Below are 19,824 nucleotides of genomic sequence, written 5' to 3'. Positions count from 1 at the left end.
GCGCCGGGCATTGCCAAAAGTGCCGTTGATGCAGATCAATAAACACTCGCTGCAGCCGGCGTAGCATCCGCGCCTTTTGCCGCGACCCGATCATGACCCTTCTCGCCAAACCCGAACTGCTCGCCCCCGCCGGCTCACTGAAGAACATGCGCTATGCCTTCGCCTACGGCGCCGATGCCGTGTATGCCGGGCAGCCGCGCTACAGCCTGCGTGTGCGCAACAACGAATTCGACCACGCCAACCTTGCCTTGGGCATCAAGGAAGCCCAGTCCCAGGGCAAGCGCTTCTACGTGGTGGTCAACATTGCCCCGCACAACGCCAAGCTCAAGACCTTCCTCAAGGACCTGGCGCCAGTGATCGAAATGGCCCCGGATGCACTGATCATGTCCGACCCGGGGCTGATCATGCTGGTGCGCCAGCACTTCCCGCAGATGCCGATTCACCTCTCGGTGCAGGCCAACACGGTGAACTGGGCCAGCGTCGAGTTCTGGCGCAGCCAGGGTCTGACCCGGGTAATCCTGTCGCGCGAGCTGTCGCTGGAAGAGATCGAGGAGATTCGCCAGCAGGTGCCGCAGATGGAGCTGGAAGTGTTCGTCCACGGCGCGCTGTGCATGGCCTACTCCGGTCGCTGCCTGCTGTCGGGTTATCTGAACCGCCGCGATGCCAACCAGGGCAGTTGCACCAACGCCTGCCGCTGGCAATACACAGCCACCGCGGCCAGCGAGAATGTCACCGGTGAAATCGTTCGCGAAGTGGAGCCGACCCTGGGCCTCGGCGCGCCGACCGAGCAGGTGTTCGTGCTGCAGGAAAGCAACCGCCCGGGCGAAGACATGCCGGCGTTCGAAGACGAGCACGGCACCTACATCATGAACGCCAAGGACCTGCGCGCGGTGCAACATGTCGAGCGGCTGACGCGCATGGGCGTGCATTCGCTGAAGATTGAGGGCCGGACCAAGTCGCACTTCTACTGCGCGCGCACTGCCCAGGTGTATCGCCAGGCCATCGATGACGCGGCAGCCGGGCGTGAGTTCGATCGCAACCTGATGCTCAACCTCGAGTCACTGGCCCAGCGCGGCTATACCGAAGGTTTCCTGCGCCGGCACGTGCATGACGAATATCAGAACTACCAGCGCGGCAACTCGGTGTCCGAACGCCAGCAGTTTGTCGGCGAACTGAGCGGCGAGCGGGTCAATGGCCTGGCTGAAGTGCGGGTGAAGAACCGTTTTGCTGTGGGTGATCACCTGGAACTGATGACACCCAAGGGCAACTACCACTTCGACTTGCATCAGTTGCGCAATCGCCAGGGTGACGAAATCGAGGTAGCACCGGGGGATGGACACACAGTGTATTTACCGATCCCCGAGCAGGTAGACCTGGCCTTCGGTTTGCTGCTCAGGGATCTGGTTGACTGAATCAAGGCGCGGACGTGGCCACCGTCGCGCTTTCAACCTCGCGAATCACTTGCAAGCGGTACTGCGGATCGGCCTTGATCTGCGCCTCGGTGAACGGAATCACCTGCCACTGCTTGGCCGAGAACGCGCGGGTCTGGTCGCTGGCATGGGCCGAACCCGCTTCGCTGGACTCGGAGAACGCCAGCATCCCCAGCGCATGCGGGCCCTGGTCATCGAAGGTCACCAGCTGCAGGTAGCTGGTACCGCTGACTACCAGGCGCTTGTCGGCGGCGACCGGTACGCTCTGGATTGCGTTGTACACGCCAAGGCTTGCCGGCCCACCGTGGATCGGCGTGCCATCGGCAGCCTGCTGGATCTGCCCCCAGCGCGCGTCCTCGGCGAAACCGGCCTTGCTTACCTGCGCAACTGAAGCCAGGGCTGCCTGACGCAAAGCGCTGGCCACCTCGGCGCGATCAACGGCCAGCCCGCGCGGCGTGTGTTGCGGATCGGCGGCGTCGAAACCAACACGCCAGATGTCCTTGCGCCCCTGCAAGGCCTGCAAGATGTTCTGGAAATGCACCAGGCCAAGGCCACTGTCGAGGTTGGCGCGCAGGTCCCAGGCCTTGAGGCTGGTACACAGCGCGCCGAGCTGGGCATCTGCCGCTTGCGCGGCGCACCAGTTGAGCAGGTCGGGCATGACCAGCTCGGCGACATACACCTGGTTGTCCATGACCATCTGCTGCAGGTCCGCCGGGCTGATCTTGCCCTTCTCGCTCAGGCTCGCCAGGCGCTGCAGGGCAAAGCGGCTGCGCGGGCCCAAGGGTTGGTCTTCGCGGCTGACCAGCGGCGAATAGCCCTGCAACGGTGTGGCCGGGTTGACCATCCAGGCCGAGTCGTTGGAATGCTGGACGAAGTCCTTGCGGCTCAGGCTCGGCAGCAGTTGCGCGGGGAAGATGCCTGCCTGGGCGGCCCGCGGGTCGACCTTCCAGTTGCAGGCACTGCGCGAACCGTCGAGCACGATCATCTCCTGCCCGGCGGCCGGGTCGCTGCAGCTGGCCAGCAAGGCGGCATCGACGTACGGCACCACCGACTGATTCAAGTACAGCGCCTGACCCTTGGCGTCCACCGCCAGGGTATTGACCCAGGGAATGCCCTGCAGGCGCTGCACCGAAGCTTGCAGGCTTTTCAGGCTGTCGGCGCGGTTCATCGCATCCCACTGCGCCAGCACCCGGGTGTTTTCGAGGTTGGCATCACGCAGGCTGAAGGCGTACTGCTTGTTCCAGTCCAGACGCCCCGGCCATTGCACGATCGGGCCGAACACCGAGCTGTAGACCTCACGGGTCACCGGCTTGAGCTGGCCGTCCGCGCCCTTGACCGTCACGTTCAGGCGCTGCTGGGTCAAGGCCTGCGACTTGCCGTCGAGCAGGTAGCGGGTCGGGTCCTTGGGGTCGAGCTCCAGCCGGTACAGGGTGAAGTGCTTGGAGGTGTCGACCGTGTGGGTCCAGGCCAGGTGCTGGTTGAAACCGATGTTGATCAGCGGCAAGCCCGGCAGGGCCGCGCCCATGGCATCGAGCTGGCCCGGCAGGGTCAGCTGCATCTGATAAAAGCGCATGCCGCCGGCCCAGGGAAAGTGCGGATTGGCCAGGAGCATGCCGCGACCGTTGAACGAGCGCTCGGCACCGATGGCCACGGCATTGCTGCCGCGCTCGACGGCAAATTGCTCCTGGCGCAACTGGGCAACGCGCAGGTCGGGGCGCAATTGGGCGACGACATTCGGCGGTGTGGCCCCGACCAGTGCTTCGGCGAACTGGCCGACACCGCCTTCGACCAGCAAGCGGCGAGTCAGCTTGACCAGGTCGAGGGTGGTGATCGGCCGTAGCCATTCGGCCTGCAGGCACTGCACGCCCTGCCCCTGGGCCTTGAGCTCGGCCAGCGCGCGGTTGTAGCCCTTGGCATAGCCTTCGAGCCGTGCACGCATGGCCGGCGGTTGTGCCTGCCAGAAGCCGAACACCGCCGTTGGCGTATTCAGCCAATTGAAGAACAGGTCGCTGGGCAGGTTTTCGCGCTGCTCGAAGGTGCGCTGTTCTGGCCCGAAGTAACGCGAACGCTCGCCATTGACGGTGACCACCTCGTTGGCCAGCAGGCACAGGTTGTCTTGTGCATAGGCATAGCCGATACCGTACCCCAAGCCCTGCTCGTCCCTGGCCAGGATGTGCGGCACGCCGTAACTGCTGCGGCGGATTTCAGCGCTGGCATCACCCGGCGCCACGCGCGCCTGGACGGACAGGCTCAGGCCGGCAAGCAGCCCGGCCATACAAAGGGTCGCTAAGGGAAAGGGCTTGATCACGCGCACTCCAGCTCAATCAGGGGAAAGGTCGTCCTGACTGAACGAAATACGCCAAATAAATTTACCGGTTTGCGCCGCTCAATACGTCTTTAGAGGGTGAGGCTGAAGATTTTTTTCATCAGGTACTGCAGTTTTGCCGCGCTCATTCGTCTTATAGGTGTAGGCAAACACTTTTGCTTACCTGGACAGGCCAAGAAATGGAGCATTCACATGTACAACCAGCCACAGCCAGCGCTAACCGCTGGCCCTGGACGCACAAAGAGCCAACCGGTGACTGCAAGAACCGAAGCCGGCGAGCACGAGCGCCCTGGCAATGAACACATCCGCGAGCTGCTCAAGGCCTTTGGCCTGCGTACCAGCCTGATCCGCCTGAAGGTCATCGATGCCCTGCACATGGCCGATCGCGATGGCCGCAGTATCGGCGTGCGCGGGGTCCACAGCCAGCTCGAACAGCTGGATATTCCGTTGTCGTTCCTCAGCGTTCGCGAAGTGCTCAAGCGTTTGTGCGCCGAAGGCGTGATCAGCCTGGGCAACGACAAGTGCTACAGCCTCAACCCCCAGGCCCGCGCGGTACTGGAGCAAGCCACCTGCCGTTGAGCGACCGGCCGGCGCGCAGCCGGCCGCGCTTACCGCCTCAGGGCTTGACCTTGCGGCGCATGATGCCGTTGACCACCACCACAACCACCGCCACGCCTATGGCGATGTACTGGAACACTTGCTCGCTGATGGTGCCCTGCTTTTGCAGGTAGGACAGTCCGAGCATGATCCCCAGCACCAGCAGGGAGATCAGGATGGAGTATTTCAGGCGTTGACCTTGAGTCATGGGTAGTTCCTTGCGACATCGGCGAAAAGCCCCGAAGCGGGCCGAGCGCATGATACAACGTCACCCGCAGGCAGCGGACTATTTCCCGCTTCTGCCCGCCCCGCAGCATTGCCAACATGGCTTCCCGGACGACTGCCCAGACCAACGCAAGGATCACCATGTCGATGCGAACCCTGCTGCTCAGCCTGGCGCTGCTCAGCCCCCTCAATGCCCATGCCCTGCCCACCGAATCCCAACCTCAGGCTTTGCTGCTGGAACTGGCTGCACAATTGGCGCACAGCGCCGGCAGTAGCCAGTGGCAACAACTCTGGCAACGCAGCCGACAGGCCGGGCATCTGCACAGCAACCCGCACACCGAGCATTTCGATGTGCCCCAGGCACAAATTCCGGCACTGGTAGCCAGCACCCTGGCCAGCGCCGATCAGGCACGACCGTTGAAGCAGACGCAGGTGCGCTATCGCCGCGACTTTCACCCCAGGGTCATCGGCAAGGCTGGCACGCAGGCGTTGACCGCCCTGTGCGTGTGGGTCGACTGGCGCAGTTTCCCCGAACAGGGCGTCAACCATCCAACCCCCTACCTGGGCCAGGTCAGCCTGTTGCTGGCACGCCCTTGCGAGTAAGCATGGGTGGCTCAACCTGGGAAGGTCACCATCGCCATGGCAACCGGTAATCAAGGCGTTGCGCTTACGTCGCAATTCATTTCCCACCCATCGGCATGGTTCGTCCTACAGAAAGCGTACATAAAGCCCTCCCTTGCCGCCCCACTTGCTGCCTAGCCCGCCTTCCGCCCAGTAGCCGAGAATCCAGCTCAAGCCACGACAGACAGATGCGATTTGTCGCATTGACGCTGCCTGCAATGGCCCTAGCTGCCTGGCACGGATCATCAAGGTGCCGAACTATCGCCTACAAGGAAGTCACCATGGAACTGAGCGACCTGAACCGTATCGATATCGAACAACTGCCCCACTCGCTGCAGATGCTGATCGAATGCCTGGGTATCGAGAATGCCTACAACCTGACCTGCGCCTTTGGCGGGCGCCCCAAGTACATCCCCAAGCACCGCGAACGCACCGCACTGGCGGAAATTCTCCCGGCGCCGGCGCTGGATGCGCTGATCAAGCGCTTCGCCGGCATGGCCCTGGAGATCCCCAAGGTTGACCATTTTCTGCGCCAGCTGCGCAACCAGCAAATCCAGCAGGAAAGCGCCGACGGTCTGTCACGCAGCATGCTCGCCAACAAGTACGGATTGAGCCTGCGCCAGATCGGCAATATCCGTCGCCAGGAACCCTGCCCGCGCTAAGCGTCATCGACTTGAGCCGATAACTCCGGCATTCAAGGCAACCCCGCACAATGATGTGCAGTCAAGACAAGGAAATCTCTGATGGCAACAATCGACAATGGCCTGATCGGCTCGGTAATGAACGCCTTGCCACTGGACCGGATGATCTCGGGACCTCTGCAGGCGATGATCCAGGCGCAGATTTCGGCAAGCAAGTCGTACGCCGACTTTCTTATGGGCGTGTGCATCCAGAATGGCAAAGCCGTCGCCATTCAATTCGACTACGACGAAACCATCACCGATGAACAAGGGGTGTACAAGGGAACTGTCTCGAAGAAGATGCAGATCCCGCTGCTGGCAGCGGTCACTCACCCCAACATCGTCATCGAAGAAGGCAACATCGAATTCGAACTGACCATCAGCCAGCAAGCCGAGAGCACCGAAGAGAGCGGCAAAGAGGCAAGTTTCGGCGCGTCGCTGGGCTGGGGCAAATTCAGGCTCAATGTCAAAGGCCAGGTCAGCCACAAATCCACTCAAACGCGCAAAACCGATACCCGTGCACGTTACGCCTTCAACACCAAGGTACGCCGCCAGGACCCACCCGAGGCGCTGATGCGGGTCATCGACTTTCTCACCGACGCTGCGACCAAGCCTGTGGTCATGGCCGATGCCACCGCGCAAAACCTCGATGCGATGCCGGTTTCGGCACTGCCGATGCCTGACGAACAGGAAAGCCGCAAAGAAACAGCTATCTGATCGTGCAGCATAAATAAAAACCCAGGCCTCTCATGCTCGAGAGGCCTGCTGACGAGCACAAGGAGTGGGAACGATTGGACCAAACCTCGGCAGTGAACGCCCCCATTACCGCCAGCGACCTCTGTGATATTACCCGCGGCCTGCAAGAGGCCGCCGCAGCCACCAACAACCTGATTGCCCAGCAATACATCAAGCTGTTCGACCAGTTTTTCGATTATGACGTCGAGGCGCTCGGGACCCCGATGAAGGCCAAGATGGTCGAAGTGGCGATGGATGATCAGCACAAGATGCAGATTCCATTGATCGCGCTGGTTTCACCACGCGGGCTGGCACTGGAGCGCATGCAGGTCGACCTGTCGGTACGGATTCAAAACACCGAGACCACCGATGCCAGTGAAAACCTGCAGCGCGAACGCTTCTATGTGACGGTCGGCAGCCAGGGCAAACGCAACGGCGATGCCGCACGCGACCCCGATGAAGTACAGATCCGCATGCAGTTCCAGGCCTGTGAGCCACCGGAAGCGTTGAACCGGCTGATCGAGGAGTACACCAGCCTGATCACTCCGCAGCGGGTGTCCACGCCGGCCCAACCCACGATCGACAGCAACGAGTTCATCGCAGCGGCGACCGTGCGCTGATCATTGGCGCCTCTAGAAATCACGTTTGTAAAAGATATCCAGGGAACTGGCCAGGCCACTGGCCGCCTCCAGGTAAACCTTCTTGCTGAGCTTGTAGCGCAAGGCGATGGTGTTGGCCGGCTCGAACACACCCACCCCGTAACGCAGGCTCAAGCGCTCGGTCAGGTTGCCGCTGGCGACCACCGCCGTGTTGTTGCCGCTGCCCTGGGTGTCGAGCTGGAAGTCATCGATGCCCAGGCTCGAGGCCAGGCTGCCGGTGATCCCGGCACTGCCCGCCAGGCCCAGGCCGAGCGCCGCTTCGGCGAGCATGTTGTTATCTTCGCCAGTGGTGCCCAGCGGCCGGCCGAGCACCAGGTAGGACAAGGCCTGCTCCTGGCTCATGGCCGGCTCCGAGAACACCTGGGTGGTGGGCTGCTCGGCGCTGCCGCTCAAGCGGATGCCGGCAATCACGTCATCGGTCTTGCGAATTGCCTCGATGTCCAGGTACGGCTGATCGATAGGGCCGGCAAACAGCAAGCGCGCACGGCGGATGGTCAGGCGCTGGCCATAGGCACGGTAGCGACCATCGGCCAGGCTCAGTTCGCCGCGGGTATCGAGGTTGTCGCCGATATGCACGTGCCCGAGCAGGTTGGCGGTAAGGCCAAAGCCGCTGAACGAGAGCTTGTCCTGGCCCACCTGCACGTCGATATCCATGGCCATGGCCATCGGCGCTTTGCCCTCCTCGGTCTGGTGACCGAGGATCACCGTGTCATCGGAGACCTTGACCGTCGACGGCGGCAGTTCACGCACGGTGATCTTGCCCTTGGGCACCAGCACCTTGCCAGTCACCGCAAGCTTGTCGTCAATCAGGCTGATTTTCAGGTCCGGGGCCACTTCGAGGGCCGCATAGGGTTCGACGTTGACCGGCAGGCGCTGGCCCTGCAGCGCCAGGTTTACAGCCAGGGCCTGGCCCCAGCCGATCTGCCCGTTCAGGCTGCCCTGGCCGCTTTCGCCGCTTTTCCAGCTGCCGTTGAGCTGGACCTGTTCGCCGGCGATCAACGCTTGCAGTTGCAGGTCCTGAAGGCTGATCGGCAGCTCGGCACCGCTGATTTCGCCATGTACAAGGTTCAGGCTGCCATTGACCTGAGGCGCCAGCAAAGTGCCAGACAGGCGCCCGCTGCCATTGAGCTGGCCATTCAAACGCTCGACCATCGGCGCAAACGGACGGCCGATGGCCAGGTCCAGGCCGCTGAGGCGGAAGTCACCGCTCAACGGTTTGTTCTTTGCCAACGGGTCAAGCCGGGTATTGACCGCCAGCTCGCCGAGCTTGTCACCGTGAAAGTCCAGGCGGGTATCGATGCGCCGCGGGCCCAGGGTGCTTTGCAGGCGCAGGGTCTGGTAGGGGAAGTCCAGCCATTGGTCCTTTTCACGCACGCGCAAGGTGCCGCCGCTGGCATCGATGAGGATGGTGCCCTTGGGCCCGCTGGCCGGCACATCGAGGTTGATGTCGGCATTGAGCAGGCCCTGCCAGGCAAAATCCTTGGGCAGCCACTGCGCCAGGCTCTGCAGCGGGAACTGCTTGAGGTGATAGCGCAGGCGTGGCTCGGGCGCCAGGCGCTGGTCTTCGCCGCACAGGCTGGCCTGGCCGGAACGCCAGCAATGGGCGCCGAACTCCACCTGGCCGCTGGCCAGGCGCTGCAGTTTTGCCGGCGCCTGCAGGCGCCAGTCCTGGCCACCGGCCTGGATTTCGCCGCTTGCCAGGCGCCCGCGCCAGTTGCCCTTGTCCAGTTGCCCATCCAGGCCCAGGTCAAGCTTGAGCTGCGGCCCGTCCAGGGCCAGTTGCAGCTTTTGCTGACGAACATCACCGCTGCCCTTGGCCGTGAGCATCCCCAGGCTGGTATCGCCCAGGCGAATACTGCCGGCCTCAAGGTCGATGAGTGCACGTTGGGCGTTGTCCAGACGTGCATCCAGGCTCAGTCGCTGCACGCGATTGTCAGCCTGGGCCAGTTGCTGGCCCTGCAGAACGAAGCTGCCTTGGGGGGCCTGCAAGGTACCGGCAACCTCCAGGCGGCCCTTGACCTGGCCTTGCAGCTGCGGCCAGAGCTGGCCCAGGCGTGGCAGGTTGATATCGATCTGACCGGCCAGACGCTGTTGCAGGCTGCCACTGCCATTGATGTGGTTGTCGCCCAGGCGGATGTCCAGGGTGCCCAGGGTCCATTGCTGCCCTGCCCCTTGCGCCAGCGCTTTGAGCACAGCGGGCTGGCCACGCAGTCGACCCTTGAGGTCAAGCTCGGCATCCAGACGCAACTCGCCGTTTTTCATCTCGCCCTTGCTGCGCAAGGGGCCAGCCAGGGTGCCGGGCAACTCGGCCAGCCAGTACGCCGGGTTCAGCGCCGACAGCTCCAGCGCGGCATCCCAGGCCACGCCATCGGCAAACTGCACGCCGACACTGCCGGTGGCCTTGCCTTGGCCCGCGCTCAGTTGAAGCTGCGCCAGGCTGACTTGCTTGAGGTCGCCCTTGAACGGGCTACTGAGGCTGAAGGTGCCTGCCGGGCCGTCCAGGTCGCCGTTGAATTCGCCCTGGTAGTTGCCATCGCGGTATTGCACCTGGCCGGTGAAGCGGCGCAGGGAAACTTCCGGTGCCGGGTTCATGGGATACAGGCGCAGCCAGGGAAAATCCAGCCAGTCGATGCTGGCGTCTGCGCTCAGGCCTTGCTGCCAGTCGGCCTTGGCCTTGAGCTTGAGCGCCTGCTCGGCGCTGGCACTGAGGTCCAGGGCGCTGACTTCTGCACCCTTGGCATCAACCCGGCCTTGCAGCTTGAGCGCCACCGGGCCCTGTTCGGCAGGCAGGCTGGCTGAACCGAGCAGTTGATAGCCGTTTTGCAGGTTGCCCTTGGCGCTCAGTTGCAACTGGTTCAGTTGCAAGGTGTCGGGCAGCGCGGCCGAAGGTTTGAACGCCTCGCTGCTGATCTGCAGTTGCGCTGGCAGATTCTGCGCCAGTGCCTGCAGCTCGCCGCTCAGGCGCGCTTGCAGATAACCGCTGCTGTCAGCCGTGAGCTTGAGGGTTTTCTGCAGGTCGCCGTCGACCTGCAACGCCAGTTGCCAGGGTTGCCCGTCGACACTGGGCAACTGCAGTTGCCCCTGGGCCTGCAACGGCCAATCGGCTTCGGGCTTGAGCAGGCCCTGCAGGTTCAGCTTGAGATCATCGCGTTGCAGTTGCAGGCTGTCGATCTGTAGCCCGCCGGTGGTCCAGTGCGCGGCCAGTTGCAACTGGCTGAGCTGTTCGTTGCCATCCAGGCGTAGCTGGCCGATGCGCACACTGCCAAGCTCAATGGCCAGCGGCAGCTTGAGTTGCGGCAGTTGCAACGGCCCGCTGTCGGGCTTCGGCTCGCCGGGAGTAAAGGCCAGGTTGACCTGATCGGTTTCCAGCCGCTCGATGCACAGGGTCATACGCAGCAGGCAGGCCGGCGACCAGGCCAATGCCGGCGCGACCAGCTCGACGCGATCGCCGCCTTGTTCCCACAGCAAGCGCTCGGCCTGCCACTGCCCGGCCAGGCGGCCCTGAAAGTTATCCAGTTGCAGCCCCGGCACCAGCCCCAGTGCCCAGCGGCTGCCGGCCTGAGTACCGAGCACCAGGCCGACACCCAGCACCAGCAACAGCAGCAAGGCCAGCAGGCCAAGAACGATGAATTTGATAACCCGACTCACAGTTCCGGCCCCATGGAGAAGTGCAAACGCAAACCGCCGTCGTCGTCCAGCGCGCGGGCCAGATCCAGACGCAGCGGCCCGACCGGAGACACCCAGCGCACACCAATACCGACACCGGTCTTGAGGCTGGGAAGCTCCAGATTGTTGAATGAGTTGCCCTGGTCGACGAAGGTCGCCACCCGCCATTTCTCGGCAACCGAATACTGGTACTCGGCGCTGGCGGCCACCAGGTAACGGCCGCCGATGCGATCGCCATCGGAGTTCTTTGGCGACAGGGTCTGATAATCGTAGCCCCGCACGCTCTGGTCACCACCGGCGAAGAAGCGCAGCGACGGCGGAACGGAATTCTTGTAGCTGTTGGTGGCGCTACCGCCGAACTGCACACGGCCGAGGAAGCGATGGTTCTGGCCGAGGGTGGTCAAGCCCTTGAGCAACACATTGGCGTGCAGCAGGTTGGTGTCGGACACCAGCCCCTCCTTGGCTGCCTGTACATCGAACTGCAAGCGGTACCCGTTGTGCGGGTCGATACGGTTGTCACTGCGCAGGTAGGAATAGCTGATGCCGGGCATCAGCAGGTTGCTCAGGCCCGAGTCGTCACCGAGCTTGTACTCTTCGCGCTGGTACTTGAGCGAAATGACCCGCTGCCAGCCGCTGGGCAGTTTGCTGTGCCATTCCGGGCCGACCGTGAGCAGCTTGCTCACGGTGTCGGTGCCGGCGATTTCTTCATTCTGGTAGCCGCCGGCAAAACGCAGTTTGTCGGTCAGCGGCGGGTCGAGCGGAATGTCGTACCACAGGCCGACGTTCTGCCGCGGCGCCGACAGCTCGGTCTCCCAGCCATAACTATGGCCTTGCGGGTTGACCCAGTGGCGGGTCCAGTTGGCCTTGCCGCGCGGCCCGACGTCGGTCGAAAAACCCAGGCCCAGGCCCATGGTCCGTGGCTTGCGGGTGTCGAGTTGGACAGCCACCGGGATGCTCTGCTCGACCGCGGCAGTGGGCGCGGCATCGACCCGTACGCCTTCGAAGTAGCCGCTCGATTGCAGGGCGTTGTTGAGCTCGGCGATCAGCTCGGAATCGTAGGGGGTGTCGGCCTTGAACGGCACCATGCGTTGCAGCAGGTCTTCATCGAGCGGTGTATCGCCGGCGAAGCTGACCTTGCCCAGGCGGTAGCGCGGGCCGCTGGCGTAGATCAGCTCGATGTCGGCGACACCGGCCTGGGGATCGACCGCCAGGCGCTGGCGAACGAAATGGCCGCTGAAAAAGCCATAGCGCGAGGCCTGGTTCTGGATCAGGCGCTTGGCGTCTTCGTAATGGCCATGGTTGAGCACCGCGCCTGAGCGCAGCGCCTTGCTGTCGGGAATGCGAAAGGCCTTGAGCTCGCTGGCCGGGCCGTCGATTCGGATGGTCACATCACGCAGGTGCACCGGCTCGCCGGGATCGATGCTCAATACCAGTTGCGGGCCCTTGTCGGCCTTGGCCGCTGGCTTGACCTCGCTATCAATCTGCGCCTGGTAATAGCCCAGGGCCTGGGAGGCCTTGCGCGCCTGCTCGACTGCGCCGCGGCTGAAGCGCAGCAGCGCCTCTTCATCGCGTTTACCAAGGCTGCCGATATAGCCTTCGACATTGGCCTTGAGTTCGTTATTGGCAGGTTTGACCCGGACCACCAGCTCGCTTTGCGCATACGCGCCGATGCTGGCAACCCATAGAATCAAACCGCAGGTGAATCGTCCTGAATACGTCATAGGCGCGGATGCTACCAGAGCTTGGCGGCAGCATGGAGCCCGAGGTATTCCTCGTTGTTATGCAATTGAGGCCGAAGCCTGTTGCGACGACTGCGGATTGGGGTGAAAGAACACGTGTTCGTGAACCGGTCCTACAGCGATCTCGCCAATTTCCTGATAGCCCTGTCGATGATAGAACGCCAGGTAGTGCTCGTTGCCGGTGTCCAGCACCACCCCCTCGGAATGCTCATCCACGGCACACCAATCGTGCACAGCCTGTAACAATTGTTCGCCGTAGTGCTTGCCCTGAAACTGCGGATGGATCCCCAGCAGTGGCAACACATGCACCGCATCACTGGGCAGACAGGCCATCAGTGCGGCCTGGTAGTCCAAATAGCGGCGGGTGCAGCGAAAGCCGGTGCTGAGCACCATGCGCATGCGCCAGGCCCAGCTTTCGGTGATGCCCAGGCGTCGCTGCGGCGGGGCGATCAAGGCGATGCCGACCAGCCGGTCTTCAACCAACAGGCCGATGGCGGGCAGGTCCTGGAGAAAATGCTGGTTGACCAGCTCGCGCACCGTGGCGCGTATGCGCTGGTCGAACCCCGGACGCCGGGCCTCGAACAGAAAGGCAAAGGTCGGTTCGTGGCGATAGGCGTGATACAGCAGGGAGCGCGCCTCGCGGCTGTAGCCGCCATCGAGCAGACGGACTTCAGCCGGTGCGGCAGTCGATTCGGGCATGCTGGCAAACCTCCGGAAATGGGCATTCATTGCCTTTGAGGTGTTCGCGGTGCCAACGTTCACCTCGTGGCACAGGTTAGCAACCTATCGAGTGGCTCGCCACGCTGGCCGGCGCCGCCGATGTCGGCTAGCATCCTGGGTTTTACCAGGATTGTGCTGCCCATGAAGATCGTCTCGTTCAACATCAATGGCCTGCGCGCCCGGCCCCACCAGTTGGCGGCGTTGATCGAAAAGCACCAGCCCGACGTCATCGGCCTGCAGGAAACCAAGGTCAGCGACGAGCAGTTCCCGCTCGCCGACGTCCAGGCCCTGGGTTATCACGTGCACTTTCATGGCCAGAAGGGCCACTACGGCGTCGCCCTGCTCTCGCGCCAGGCGCCACTGAGCCTGCACAAGGGCTTCAGCAGCGATGAAGAAGACGCCCAACGGCGCTTCATCTGGGGCACCTTTGCCGATGCCGATGGCACGCCGATCACCATCATGAACGGCTACTTCCCCCAGGGCGAAAGCCGCGACCACCCGACCAAGTTCCCGGCCAAGCAGCGTTTCTACAGCGATCTGCAGGCACTGCTGGAAACCCAGTTCCAGAACGACCAGCCGTTGCTGGTGATGGGTGATGTAAACATTTCGCCAGAAGACTGCGACATCGGCATCGGCGCCGACAACGCCAAGCGCTGGCTGAAGACCGGTAAATGCAGCTTCCTGCCGGAAGAGCGCGAGTGGATGGCGCGCCTGAAAAACTGGGGCCTGGTCGACAGCTTCCGCCACCTGCACCCGGAAGTCGCCGACCGTTTCAGCTGGTTCGACTACCGCAGCCGCGGCTTTGAAGACGAGCCCAAGCGCGGCCTGCGCATCGACCTGATCATGGCCTCCCAGGCGCTGCTGCCGCGGATCAAGGACGCCGGCGTCGACTATGACTTGCGCGGCATGGAAAAGCCTTCGGACCATGCGCCGATCTGGCTTGAATTGACCTGATAAACGCTCCCACAGGCTTTGTAGGAGCGGGCTTGCCCCGCGATGCGATCTGGCAGACAGCATGCTATCGCGGGGCAAGCCCGCTCCTGCCACAGCCTGTCATCCCCCGGTCACATGGCTGTCTTAATCTCCCGGCACACCCTTTGCCCATGAGTGCCAGACGGCATGTTGCGCCACCTCTCCCTGCTTGTGCTTTGCCTGCTCCCGCTGATTGGCGCCGCTGACCCGCAGGCGCAATTGCGTATTCAGGGTTCCAACACTATCGGCGCCGCGCTGGCACCGGCGCTGGTCTCAGGTTTGCTCGCGCAACAAGGCGCCAGCGCCATCAGCATCGTCAGCAGCGACGCCGCCAACGAGCTTCAGGTCCGTGCCCTGGACAGCAACGGCCAGGCCTTGCGCATCGACGTCGCCGCCCACGGTTCCAGTACTGGCTTCACTGCACTCAAATCCGGCCAAGCGGAGCTGGCGGCTTCCTCACGTCCGATCAAGCCAGCCGAACTGAACGAGCTGCAAGCGCTGGGCGACCTTAATAGTGCCGCCGCCGAGCAGATCATTGCCCTGGACGGCGTCGCGGTGATCGTCCACCCCGACAACCCGCTGCCGCAATTGACCACCACCCAGCTGGCGCAGATCTTCTGCGGGCAGATCGACCGCTGGGAGCAACTGGGCATCGGCAGCGGCCCGATCAACCTGTACGCCCGCGATGACCGCTCCGGCACCTTCGAGACCTTCAAAGCGCTAGTCCTCGACCCGGCACGGCAAGCCCTGGCCGACCACACCAAACGTTTCGAATCGGCGGAGCAACTGGCCAGCCAGGTGCTCGGCGATCGCCAGGCCATCGGCTTCAGCAGCCTGGCCACGGTGCACGGCGCCAAGGTCGTGGCGATTGCCGACGGTGAGTCCCAGGCCATGCTGCCGACAGCGGCGCTGGTGGCCAGCGAAGACTATCCGCTGTCGCGCCGGTTGTTCTTTTACTTGCCCCCCGGCCAGGCCAACCCCCTGGCCCGCGCCCTGGTCGAGTTCGCCCAAAGCCCCCAGGGCCAGGCCATTGTCACCGGCAGCGGCTTCGTCGGCCAGCAGGTGCAGAGCATCAAGGTTCAGCCCCGTACCGACATGCCGCGCCGCTACCTGGGCCTTGCCAATGATGCCCGGCGCCTGTCGGTCAACTTTCGCTTCCAGGAGGGTAACGCCAGCCTCGACAACAAGGCCCTGCGCGATGTGCAGCGGGTAGTCCAGTACCTGCAGGCGCAGCACAAGCTGAGCAACAGGGTGGTGCTGGTGGGCTTTGGTGATGCCAAGGATGACCCGCAGCGCGCCGCCCTGCTCTCGCGGCTGCGGGCCATGGCAGTGCGCCGGGAACTGGCTCGTAGTGGTGTCGAGTTGCGCGAAATAATCGGCCTGGGTGACGAACTGCCAGTGGCGGCGAACACCGCCGAACAAGGGCGGATCCGCAATCGGCGGGTCGAGGTGTGGGTCTACTGAGCCACTGCCTGCCAGGCGGGGCAATCAATTGTTACAGCCTCGATTGGGCGCCCTGGTTCTCCGGGTCTAGGCTTGTCCCTAGTGACGCCGGGCCCCTCTGACGGCTGCCAAGCCGCCATGTCGGAGTCACTGTTGCTCAGCAACGTCGACATTAAGGAGGGGCTCATGGCAGCTCTACAGGTATTTCTCGACAACGACTTCCTCGGCACCAGCCTGTGGTTCTGGCTGGCCTTTCTCGGCATCGTCCTGACCCTGCTGGTACTGGACCTGGGCGTGCTGCACCGCAAGCTGCACGAAATCGAAATGCGCGAGAGCCTGCTGCTGTATGGCGGCTATTTCAGCGTCGGGGTGCTGTTCGGCGTGTGGGTGTGGTTCGAGCTGGGCGCGCAGAAGGCCCTGGAGTTCTACACCGGCTTTCTCATCGAGCAGTCGTTGTCGATGGACAACGTGTTCGTCATGGCGATGATCTTCAGCTTCTTCGCCATCCCTCGCCGCTATCAGCACCGGGTGCTGTTCTGGGGGATTCTCGGCGTGGTGGTGCTGCGGGCGATCATGATCGGCCTGGGCAGTGCGCTGGTGCAGGAGTTCGAGTGGATCCTCTACGTGTTCGGCGCCTTCCTGCTGTTCACCGGGGTAAAGATGCTGTTCTCCAGCGAAGATTCCCACCCGGACCTGGCCAACAACCCGGTGCTGAAGTTCGTCCGGCGTCATATGCGGGTAACCGACGAGATCCACGGCCCGCGCTTTTTCGTGCACATCACCCCGCCCGGGCAGAGCAAGGCACTGCGCTATGCCACGCCGTTGTTCCTGGCCCTGGTGCTGATCGAGCTGGCCGACCTGGTGTTCGCCGTCGACAGCGTGCCGGCGATCTTTGCCATCACCCAGGACCCGTTCATTGTCTACACCTCGAACATCTTCGCGATTCTCGGGTTAAGGGCGCTGTACTTTGCCCTGGCGGCGCTGATGCACCGCTTCATCTACCTCAAGTACGCGCTGGCGCTGGTGCTGGTGTTCATTGGCGGCAAGATCTTCTACCACGGCCTGATTGGCGCCGTGCCGCCGATGCTGTCACTGGCGGTGACCATTGCCCTGCTCAGCGGTGGCGTGCTGGTTTCACTGTTCTCGACCCGTGCACAGGGCAAGCCCGCCGCCGACAAGGAGGCGGACTTGCACGGCAAGCATCAATGACTGCTACGGAGCATTTCCTTGGGCACGTACTTGCCGATCTCGTACTTGCCGATCGCCGCGCGGTGCACTTCGTCCGGGCCGTCGGCCAGGCGCAGGGTGCGCTGCATGGCGTACATGTAGGCCAGCGGGAAGTCGCCCGAGACACCGGCGCCGCCATGGATCTGGATCGCCCGGTCGATAACCTTCAGCGCCACGTTCGGCGCCACCACCTTGATCTGGGCGATTTCGCTGCGGGCGACCTTGTTACCGACGGTGTCCATCATGTAGGCAGCCTTGAGGGTCAGCAGCCGGGCCATGTCGATTTCCATCCGCGAATCGGCAATCTTGTCGACGTTGCCCCCCAGGCGCGCCAGAGGCCGGCCGAAGGCGGTACGTTCCACCGAGCGCTTGCACATCAGCTCAAGGGCCCGCTCGGCCATGCCGATCGAACGCATGCAGTGGTGGATGCGCCCCGGGCCCAGGCGCCCCTGGGCGATCTCGAAACCGCGGCCCTCTCCGAGCAGCACGTTCTCGTAAGGCACGCGCACGTTCTCGAACAGCACTTCGGCGTGGCCATGGGGCGCGTCGTCGTAGCCGAACACCGGCAGCGGCCGGACGATCTTTACCCCGGGGGTATCGGTAGGCACGAGGATCATCGAGTGCTGCTGGTGCCGCGGGCCTTGCGGGTTGCTCAGGCCCATGAAGATCATGATCTTGCAGCGCGGGTCGCAGGCGCCGGAGGTCCACCACTTGCGGCCGTTGATCACCCACTCGTCACCGTCACGCACGGCGCGGGCGGCCATGTTGGTGGCGTCGGACGAGGCCACGTCCGGCTCGGTCATGGCGAATGCCGAGCGGATGTCACCGCGCAGCAACGGTTCGAGCCACTGGCGCTTCTGCTCTTCGTTGGCATAACGCACCAGCACTTCCATGTTGCCGGTGTCCGGCGCCGAGCAGTTGAACGGCTCGGGGCCGAGCAACGAGCGGCCCATGATCTCGGCCAGGGGGGCATATTCGAGGTTGGTCAGGCCCGCGCCCAGCTCCGACTCCGGCAAAAACAGGTTCCACAAACCCTCGGCCTTGGCCTTGGCCTTGAGCTCTTCCATGATCGCGGTCGGCTGCCAGCGATCGCCTTCGGCAACCTGGCGCTCGAACACCGCTTCGGCGGGATAGACATAGGCATCCATGAACGCCGTGACACGTTCACGCAGCGCCTGGACCTTGGGTGAATAGGCGAAATCCATGGGCAGTACCTTCAGTGGAAAAGGGATCTGTTATCGATCCTAGATCAGCCGGTAAAATCCACCTAGTCTATTCTCGGCGTGTATAAACATTCATAACCGATATATGATCCACGGATAACACCAACAAGAGCAGCGCCCATGAACCTGAGCAAGGTCGACCTGAATCTGTTTATCGTCTTCGATGCCATCTACACCGAAGCCAACCTGACCCGGGCCGGGCAGATCGTCGGCATTACCCAGCCGGCGGTGTCCAACGCCTTGGCGCGCCTGCGCGAAACCTTCAACGACCCGCTGTTCGTGCGCACCGCCCAGGGCATGGTGCCCACGCCCATGGCGCAGAACATCATCGGCCCGGTGCGCAATGCCCTGTCGCTGCTGCGCGTGTCGGTGCAAGAGAGCCGCATCTTCAACCCGCTGCAGGCCAGCAAGACCTTTCGTATCAGCATGACCGACCTCACCGAGGCGGTGATCCTGCCGCTGCTGTTCCAGCGCCTGCGACGCCTGGCGCCGGCGGTGGTGATCGAAAGCTTCTTGTGCAAGCGCCGGGAAACCACCAAGGAACTGGCCGCCGGGCGCCTGGACTTTGCCGTCGATGCGCCGCTCAACACCGACCCGCAAGTGCGCCACGTCAAGCTGATGCAAGACCGCTATGTGTGCGCCATGCGCCAGGGCCACCCGCTGTTCAAGGACAAGCTCAGCCTCGACGACTACCTGGGCATGACCCACATCCATATCTCCAGCCGCCGCAATGGCCTGGGCTATGTCGACCTGGCCCTGGGCAAGATGGGCGTGCAGCGCAAGATCGCCCTGCGCTCCCAGCATTACCTGATGGCCTCGCAAGTACTGCAGCAGACCGACATGGTCATGACCGTGCCGGAGCGCTTCGCCCGCCGCCACCAGCTCAACCATGTCAACCTGCCGGTGGACGTGCCGCCGCTGGAAACCCACCTGTACTGGCACGAAAGCACCGACCAGGACCCGGCCAACCGCTGGATGCGCGAACAGATCATCGAGCTGTGTCAGGGCGTGGTGGCGCAGGATGAGCGGGCGGCCATGGCTGAGGTGTAGGGAGCTATGGCGGGGCAGGCCCCAGCAATCCTTGCTTGACGTATACGTCAACCTGCAATTAGCTTAGCTCCATGCCCTTTTCCCGAGCCAAGCAATGAGCAGCCAGACCTACAGCATCTCCGACCTGTCCCGCGAGCTGGACATCACCACCCGGGCCATTCGCTTCTATGAAGAACAGGGCCTGCTCAGCCCGGAGCGTCGCGGCCTGGAGCGGGTCTATTCGGCTCGCGACAAGGTCAGCCTGAAGCTGATCCTGCGCGGCAAGCGCATTGGTTTTTCCCTGGCCGAGTGCCGTGAACTGATCGAGCTGTATGACCCGTCCAGCGGCAACCTCAAGCAACTGCACAGCATGCTGGCGAAGATCGCCGAACGCCGCGCCCAGCTTGAACAGCAACTGCTCGACATCCAGCAGATGCAACTGGAGCTGGACACTGCCGAAGAGCGCTGCGAGCAAGCCCTGGCCGCGACCTTGAACAACCAGAAAAACAGCCATTGAGCCCTGAGGAATCCT

General features: G+C 63.2%; 17 protein-coding genes. 11 read left to right on the top strand and 6 right to left on the bottom strand.

Annotation, left to right across the window (positions count from 1 at the left end; translation table 11 throughout):
• Positions 1-92 precede the first annotated feature (92 nt).
• A complete protein-coding gene (gene yegQ, locus UB48_RS23705; protein WP_045201385.1) occupies positions 93-1,412 on the top strand; it encodes a tRNA 5-hydroxyuridine modification protein YegQ in 1,320 nt (439 codons plus the stop codon).
• Position 1,413: 1 nt separating this feature from the next.
• Here yegQ and UB48_RS23700 read toward each other — a convergent pair whose 3' ends face one another.
• Positions 1,414-3,705, bottom strand: coding sequence for an acylase (locus UB48_RS23700; protein WP_045201384.1), 2,292 nt, complete (start codon positions 3,703-3,705; stop codon positions 1,414-1,416).
• A gap of 243 nt (positions 3,706-3,948) precedes the next feature.
• Between UB48_RS23700 and UB48_RS23695 the strand changes: the two genes are divergently transcribed.
• The gene (locus UB48_RS23695) at positions 3,949-4,335 is read left to right on the top strand and encodes a fe2+ zn2+ uptake regulation protein (RefSeq protein ID WP_045201383.1); all 387 of its coding nucleotides are present in this window, start codon (positions 3,949-3,951) and stop codon (positions 4,333-4,335) included.
• A 37-nt stretch (positions 4,336-4,372) separates the two neighbouring features.
• Here the strand turns inward: UB48_RS23695 and UB48_RS23690 are convergent, their stop codons facing one another.
• Positions 4,373-4,561 (bottom strand): hypothetical protein, encoded by a 189-nt coding sequence (locus UB48_RS23690; RefSeq protein ID WP_038996058.1) that lies wholly within the window; start codon positions 4,559-4,561, stop codon positions 4,373-4,375.
• A gap of 158 nt (positions 4,562-4,719) precedes the next feature.
• On the opposite strand from UB48_RS23690, the gene UB48_RS23685 reads away from it, so the two are divergent.
• The 4 genes from UB48_RS23685 (at position 4,720) to UB48_RS23670 (ending at position 7,234) form a co-directional block, all read left to right on the top strand.
• The gene (locus UB48_RS23685) at positions 4,720-5,181 is read left to right on the top strand and encodes a hypothetical protein (protein ID WP_275560657.1); all 462 of its coding nucleotides are present in this window, start codon (positions 4,720-4,722) and stop codon (positions 5,179-5,181) included.
• A gap of 299 nt (positions 5,182-5,480) precedes the next feature.
• Positions 5,481-5,861, top strand: coding sequence for a Mor transcription activator family protein (locus tag UB48_RS23680; protein WP_045201382.1), 381 nt, complete (start codon positions 5,481-5,483; stop codon positions 5,859-5,861).
• 81 nt (positions 5,862-5,942) lie between these two features.
• Complete coding sequence (locus tag UB48_RS23675) at positions 5,943-6,596, top strand: DUF2589 domain-containing protein (protein WP_045201381.1); 654 nt, start codon at positions 5,943-5,945, stop codon at positions 6,594-6,596.
• A gap of 104 nt (positions 6,597-6,700) precedes the next feature.
• Positions 6,701-7,234: a DUF2589 domain-containing protein gene (locus UB48_RS23670; RefSeq protein WP_045201500.1), complete on the top strand. Its 534-nt coding sequence runs from the start codon at positions 6,701-6,703 to the stop codon at positions 7,232-7,234.
• 12 nt (positions 7,235-7,246) lie between these two features.
• Here UB48_RS23670 and UB48_RS23665 read toward each other — a convergent pair whose 3' ends face one another.
• From UB48_RS23665 to UB48_RS23655, 3 genes are read right to left on the bottom strand one after another with little or no spacing between them, the layout of a single operon-like run.
• Positions 7,247-10,921: a translocation/assembly module TamB domain-containing protein gene (locus UB48_RS23665; RefSeq protein ID WP_045201380.1), complete on the bottom strand. Its 3,675-nt coding sequence runs from the start codon at positions 10,919-10,921 to the stop codon at positions 7,247-7,249.
• On the bottom strand, positions 10,918-12,660 hold the full coding sequence (locus UB48_RS23660) for an autotransporter assembly complex family protein (RefSeq protein WP_045201379.1): 1,743 nt from the start codon (positions 12,658-12,660) through the stop codon (positions 10,918-10,920). Before UB48_RS23660 ends, UB48_RS23665 begins: the two co-directional genes overlap by 4 nt.
• 57 nt (positions 12,661-12,717) lie before the next feature.
• Positions 12,718-13,377: an N-acetyltransferase gene (locus UB48_RS23655; protein WP_045201378.1), complete on the bottom strand. Its 660-nt coding sequence runs from the start codon at positions 13,375-13,377 to the stop codon at positions 12,718-12,720.
• Positions 13,378-13,539: 162 nt separating this feature from the next.
• Here UB48_RS23655 and xthA point away from each other — a divergent pair, with 162 nt between their 5' ends.
• From xthA to UB48_RS23640, 3 genes are all read left to right on the top strand, one after another.
• Positions 13,540-14,352: an exodeoxyribonuclease III gene (xthA, locus tag UB48_RS23650; RefSeq protein ID WP_045201377.1), complete on the top strand. Its 813-nt coding sequence runs from the start codon at positions 13,540-13,542 to the stop codon at positions 14,350-14,352.
• Between the two features lie 165 nt (positions 14,353-14,517).
• Positions 14,518-15,834: a substrate-binding domain-containing protein gene (locus UB48_RS23645; RefSeq protein ID WP_045201376.1), complete on the top strand. Its 1,317-nt coding sequence runs from the start codon at positions 14,518-14,520 to the stop codon at positions 15,832-15,834.
• Between the two features lie 165 nt (positions 15,835-15,999).
• Positions 16,000-17,022, top strand: coding sequence for a TerC family protein (locus UB48_RS23640; RefSeq protein WP_045201375.1), 1,023 nt, complete (start codon positions 16,000-16,002; stop codon positions 17,020-17,022).
• On the opposite strand, the gene UB48_RS23635 is transcribed toward UB48_RS23640, so the two are convergent.
• Positions 17,016-18,245 (bottom strand): acyl-CoA dehydrogenase, encoded by a 1,230-nt coding sequence (locus tag UB48_RS23635; RefSeq protein WP_045201374.1) that lies wholly within the window; start codon positions 18,243-18,245, stop codon positions 17,016-17,018. The two genes, UB48_RS23640 and UB48_RS23635, sit on opposite strands and share 7 nt — an antisense overlap.
• Positions 18,246-18,383: 138 nt before the next feature.
• Between UB48_RS23635 and UB48_RS23630 the strand changes: the two genes are divergently transcribed.
• Complete coding sequence (locus tag UB48_RS23630; protein WP_045201373.1) at positions 18,384-19,313, top strand: LysR family transcriptional regulator; 930 nt, start codon at positions 18,384-18,386, stop codon at positions 19,311-19,313.
• Between the two features lie 94 nt (positions 19,314-19,407).
• On the top strand, positions 19,408-19,809 hold the full coding sequence (locus tag UB48_RS23625; RefSeq protein ID WP_010226535.1) for a MerR family DNA-binding transcriptional regulator: 402 nt from the start codon (positions 19,408-19,410) through the stop codon (positions 19,807-19,809).
• Positions 19,810-19,824 lie beyond the last annotated feature (15 nt).

The organism is Pseudomonas sp. 2(2015) (assembly GCF_000955865.1).
Taxonomy (GTDB): domain Bacteria; phylum Pseudomonadota; class Gammaproteobacteria; order Pseudomonadales; family Pseudomonadaceae; genus Aquipseudomonas.
This window is presented reverse-complemented; position numbering and strand designations above follow the sequence as displayed.

What these genes read in the sequence shown, in the direction of transcription:
- UB48_RS23655 (WP_045201378.1), bottom strand. Translation starts at nt 13,377, where the DNA reads ATGCCCGAATCGACTGCCGCACCGGCTGAAGTCCGTCTGCTCGATGGC.
- yegQ (WP_045201385.1), top strand. Translation starts at nt 93, where the DNA reads ATGACCCTTCTCGCCAAACCCGAACTGCTCGCCCCCGCCGGCTCACTG.
- UB48_RS23695 (WP_045201383.1), top strand. Translation starts at nt 3,949, where the DNA reads ATGTACAACCAGCCACAGCCAGCGCTAACCGCTGGCCCTGGACGCACA.
- UB48_RS23640 (WP_045201375.1), top strand. Translation starts at nt 16,000, where the DNA reads ATGGCAGCTCTACAGGTATTTCTCGACAACGACTTCCTCGGCACCAGC.
- UB48_RS23680 (WP_045201382.1), top strand. Translation starts at nt 5,481, where the DNA reads ATGGAACTGAGCGACCTGAACCGTATCGATATCGAACAACTGCCCCAC.
- UB48_RS23635 (WP_045201374.1), bottom strand. Translation starts at nt 18,245, where the DNA reads ATGGATTTCGCCTATTCACCCAAGGTCCAGGCGCTGCGTGAACGTGTC.
- UB48_RS23700 (WP_045201384.1), bottom strand. Translation starts at nt 3,705, where the DNA reads ATGGCCGGGCTGCTTGCCGGCCTGAGCCTGTCCGTCCAGGCGCGCGTG.
- UB48_RS23630 (WP_045201373.1), top strand. Translation starts at nt 18,384, where the DNA reads ATGAACCTGAGCAAGGTCGACCTGAATCTGTTTATCGTCTTCGATGCC.
- UB48_RS23660 (WP_045201379.1), bottom strand. Translation starts at nt 12,660, where the DNA reads ATGACGTATTCAGGACGATTCACCTGCGGTTTGATTCTATGGGTTGCC.
- UB48_RS23645 (WP_045201376.1), top strand. Translation starts at nt 14,518, where the DNA reads ATGTTGCGCCACCTCTCCCTGCTTGTGCTTTGCCTGCTCCCGCTGATT.
- UB48_RS23685 (WP_275560657.1), top strand. Translation starts at nt 4,720, where the DNA reads ATGTCGATGCGAACCCTGCTGCTCAGCCTGGCGCTGCTCAGCCCCCTC.
- UB48_RS23675 (WP_045201381.1), top strand. Translation starts at nt 5,943, where the DNA reads ATGGCAACAATCGACAATGGCCTGATCGGCTCGGTAATGAACGCCTTG.
- UB48_RS23625 (WP_010226535.1), top strand. Translation starts at nt 19,408, where the DNA reads ATGAGCAGCCAGACCTACAGCATCTCCGACCTGTCCCGCGAGCTGGAC.
- xthA (WP_045201377.1), top strand. Translation starts at nt 13,540, where the DNA reads ATGAAGATCGTCTCGTTCAACATCAATGGCCTGCGCGCCCGGCCCCAC.
- UB48_RS23690 (WP_038996058.1), bottom strand. Translation starts at nt 4,561, where the DNA reads ATGACTCAAGGTCAACGCCTGAAATACTCCATCCTGATCTCCCTGCTG.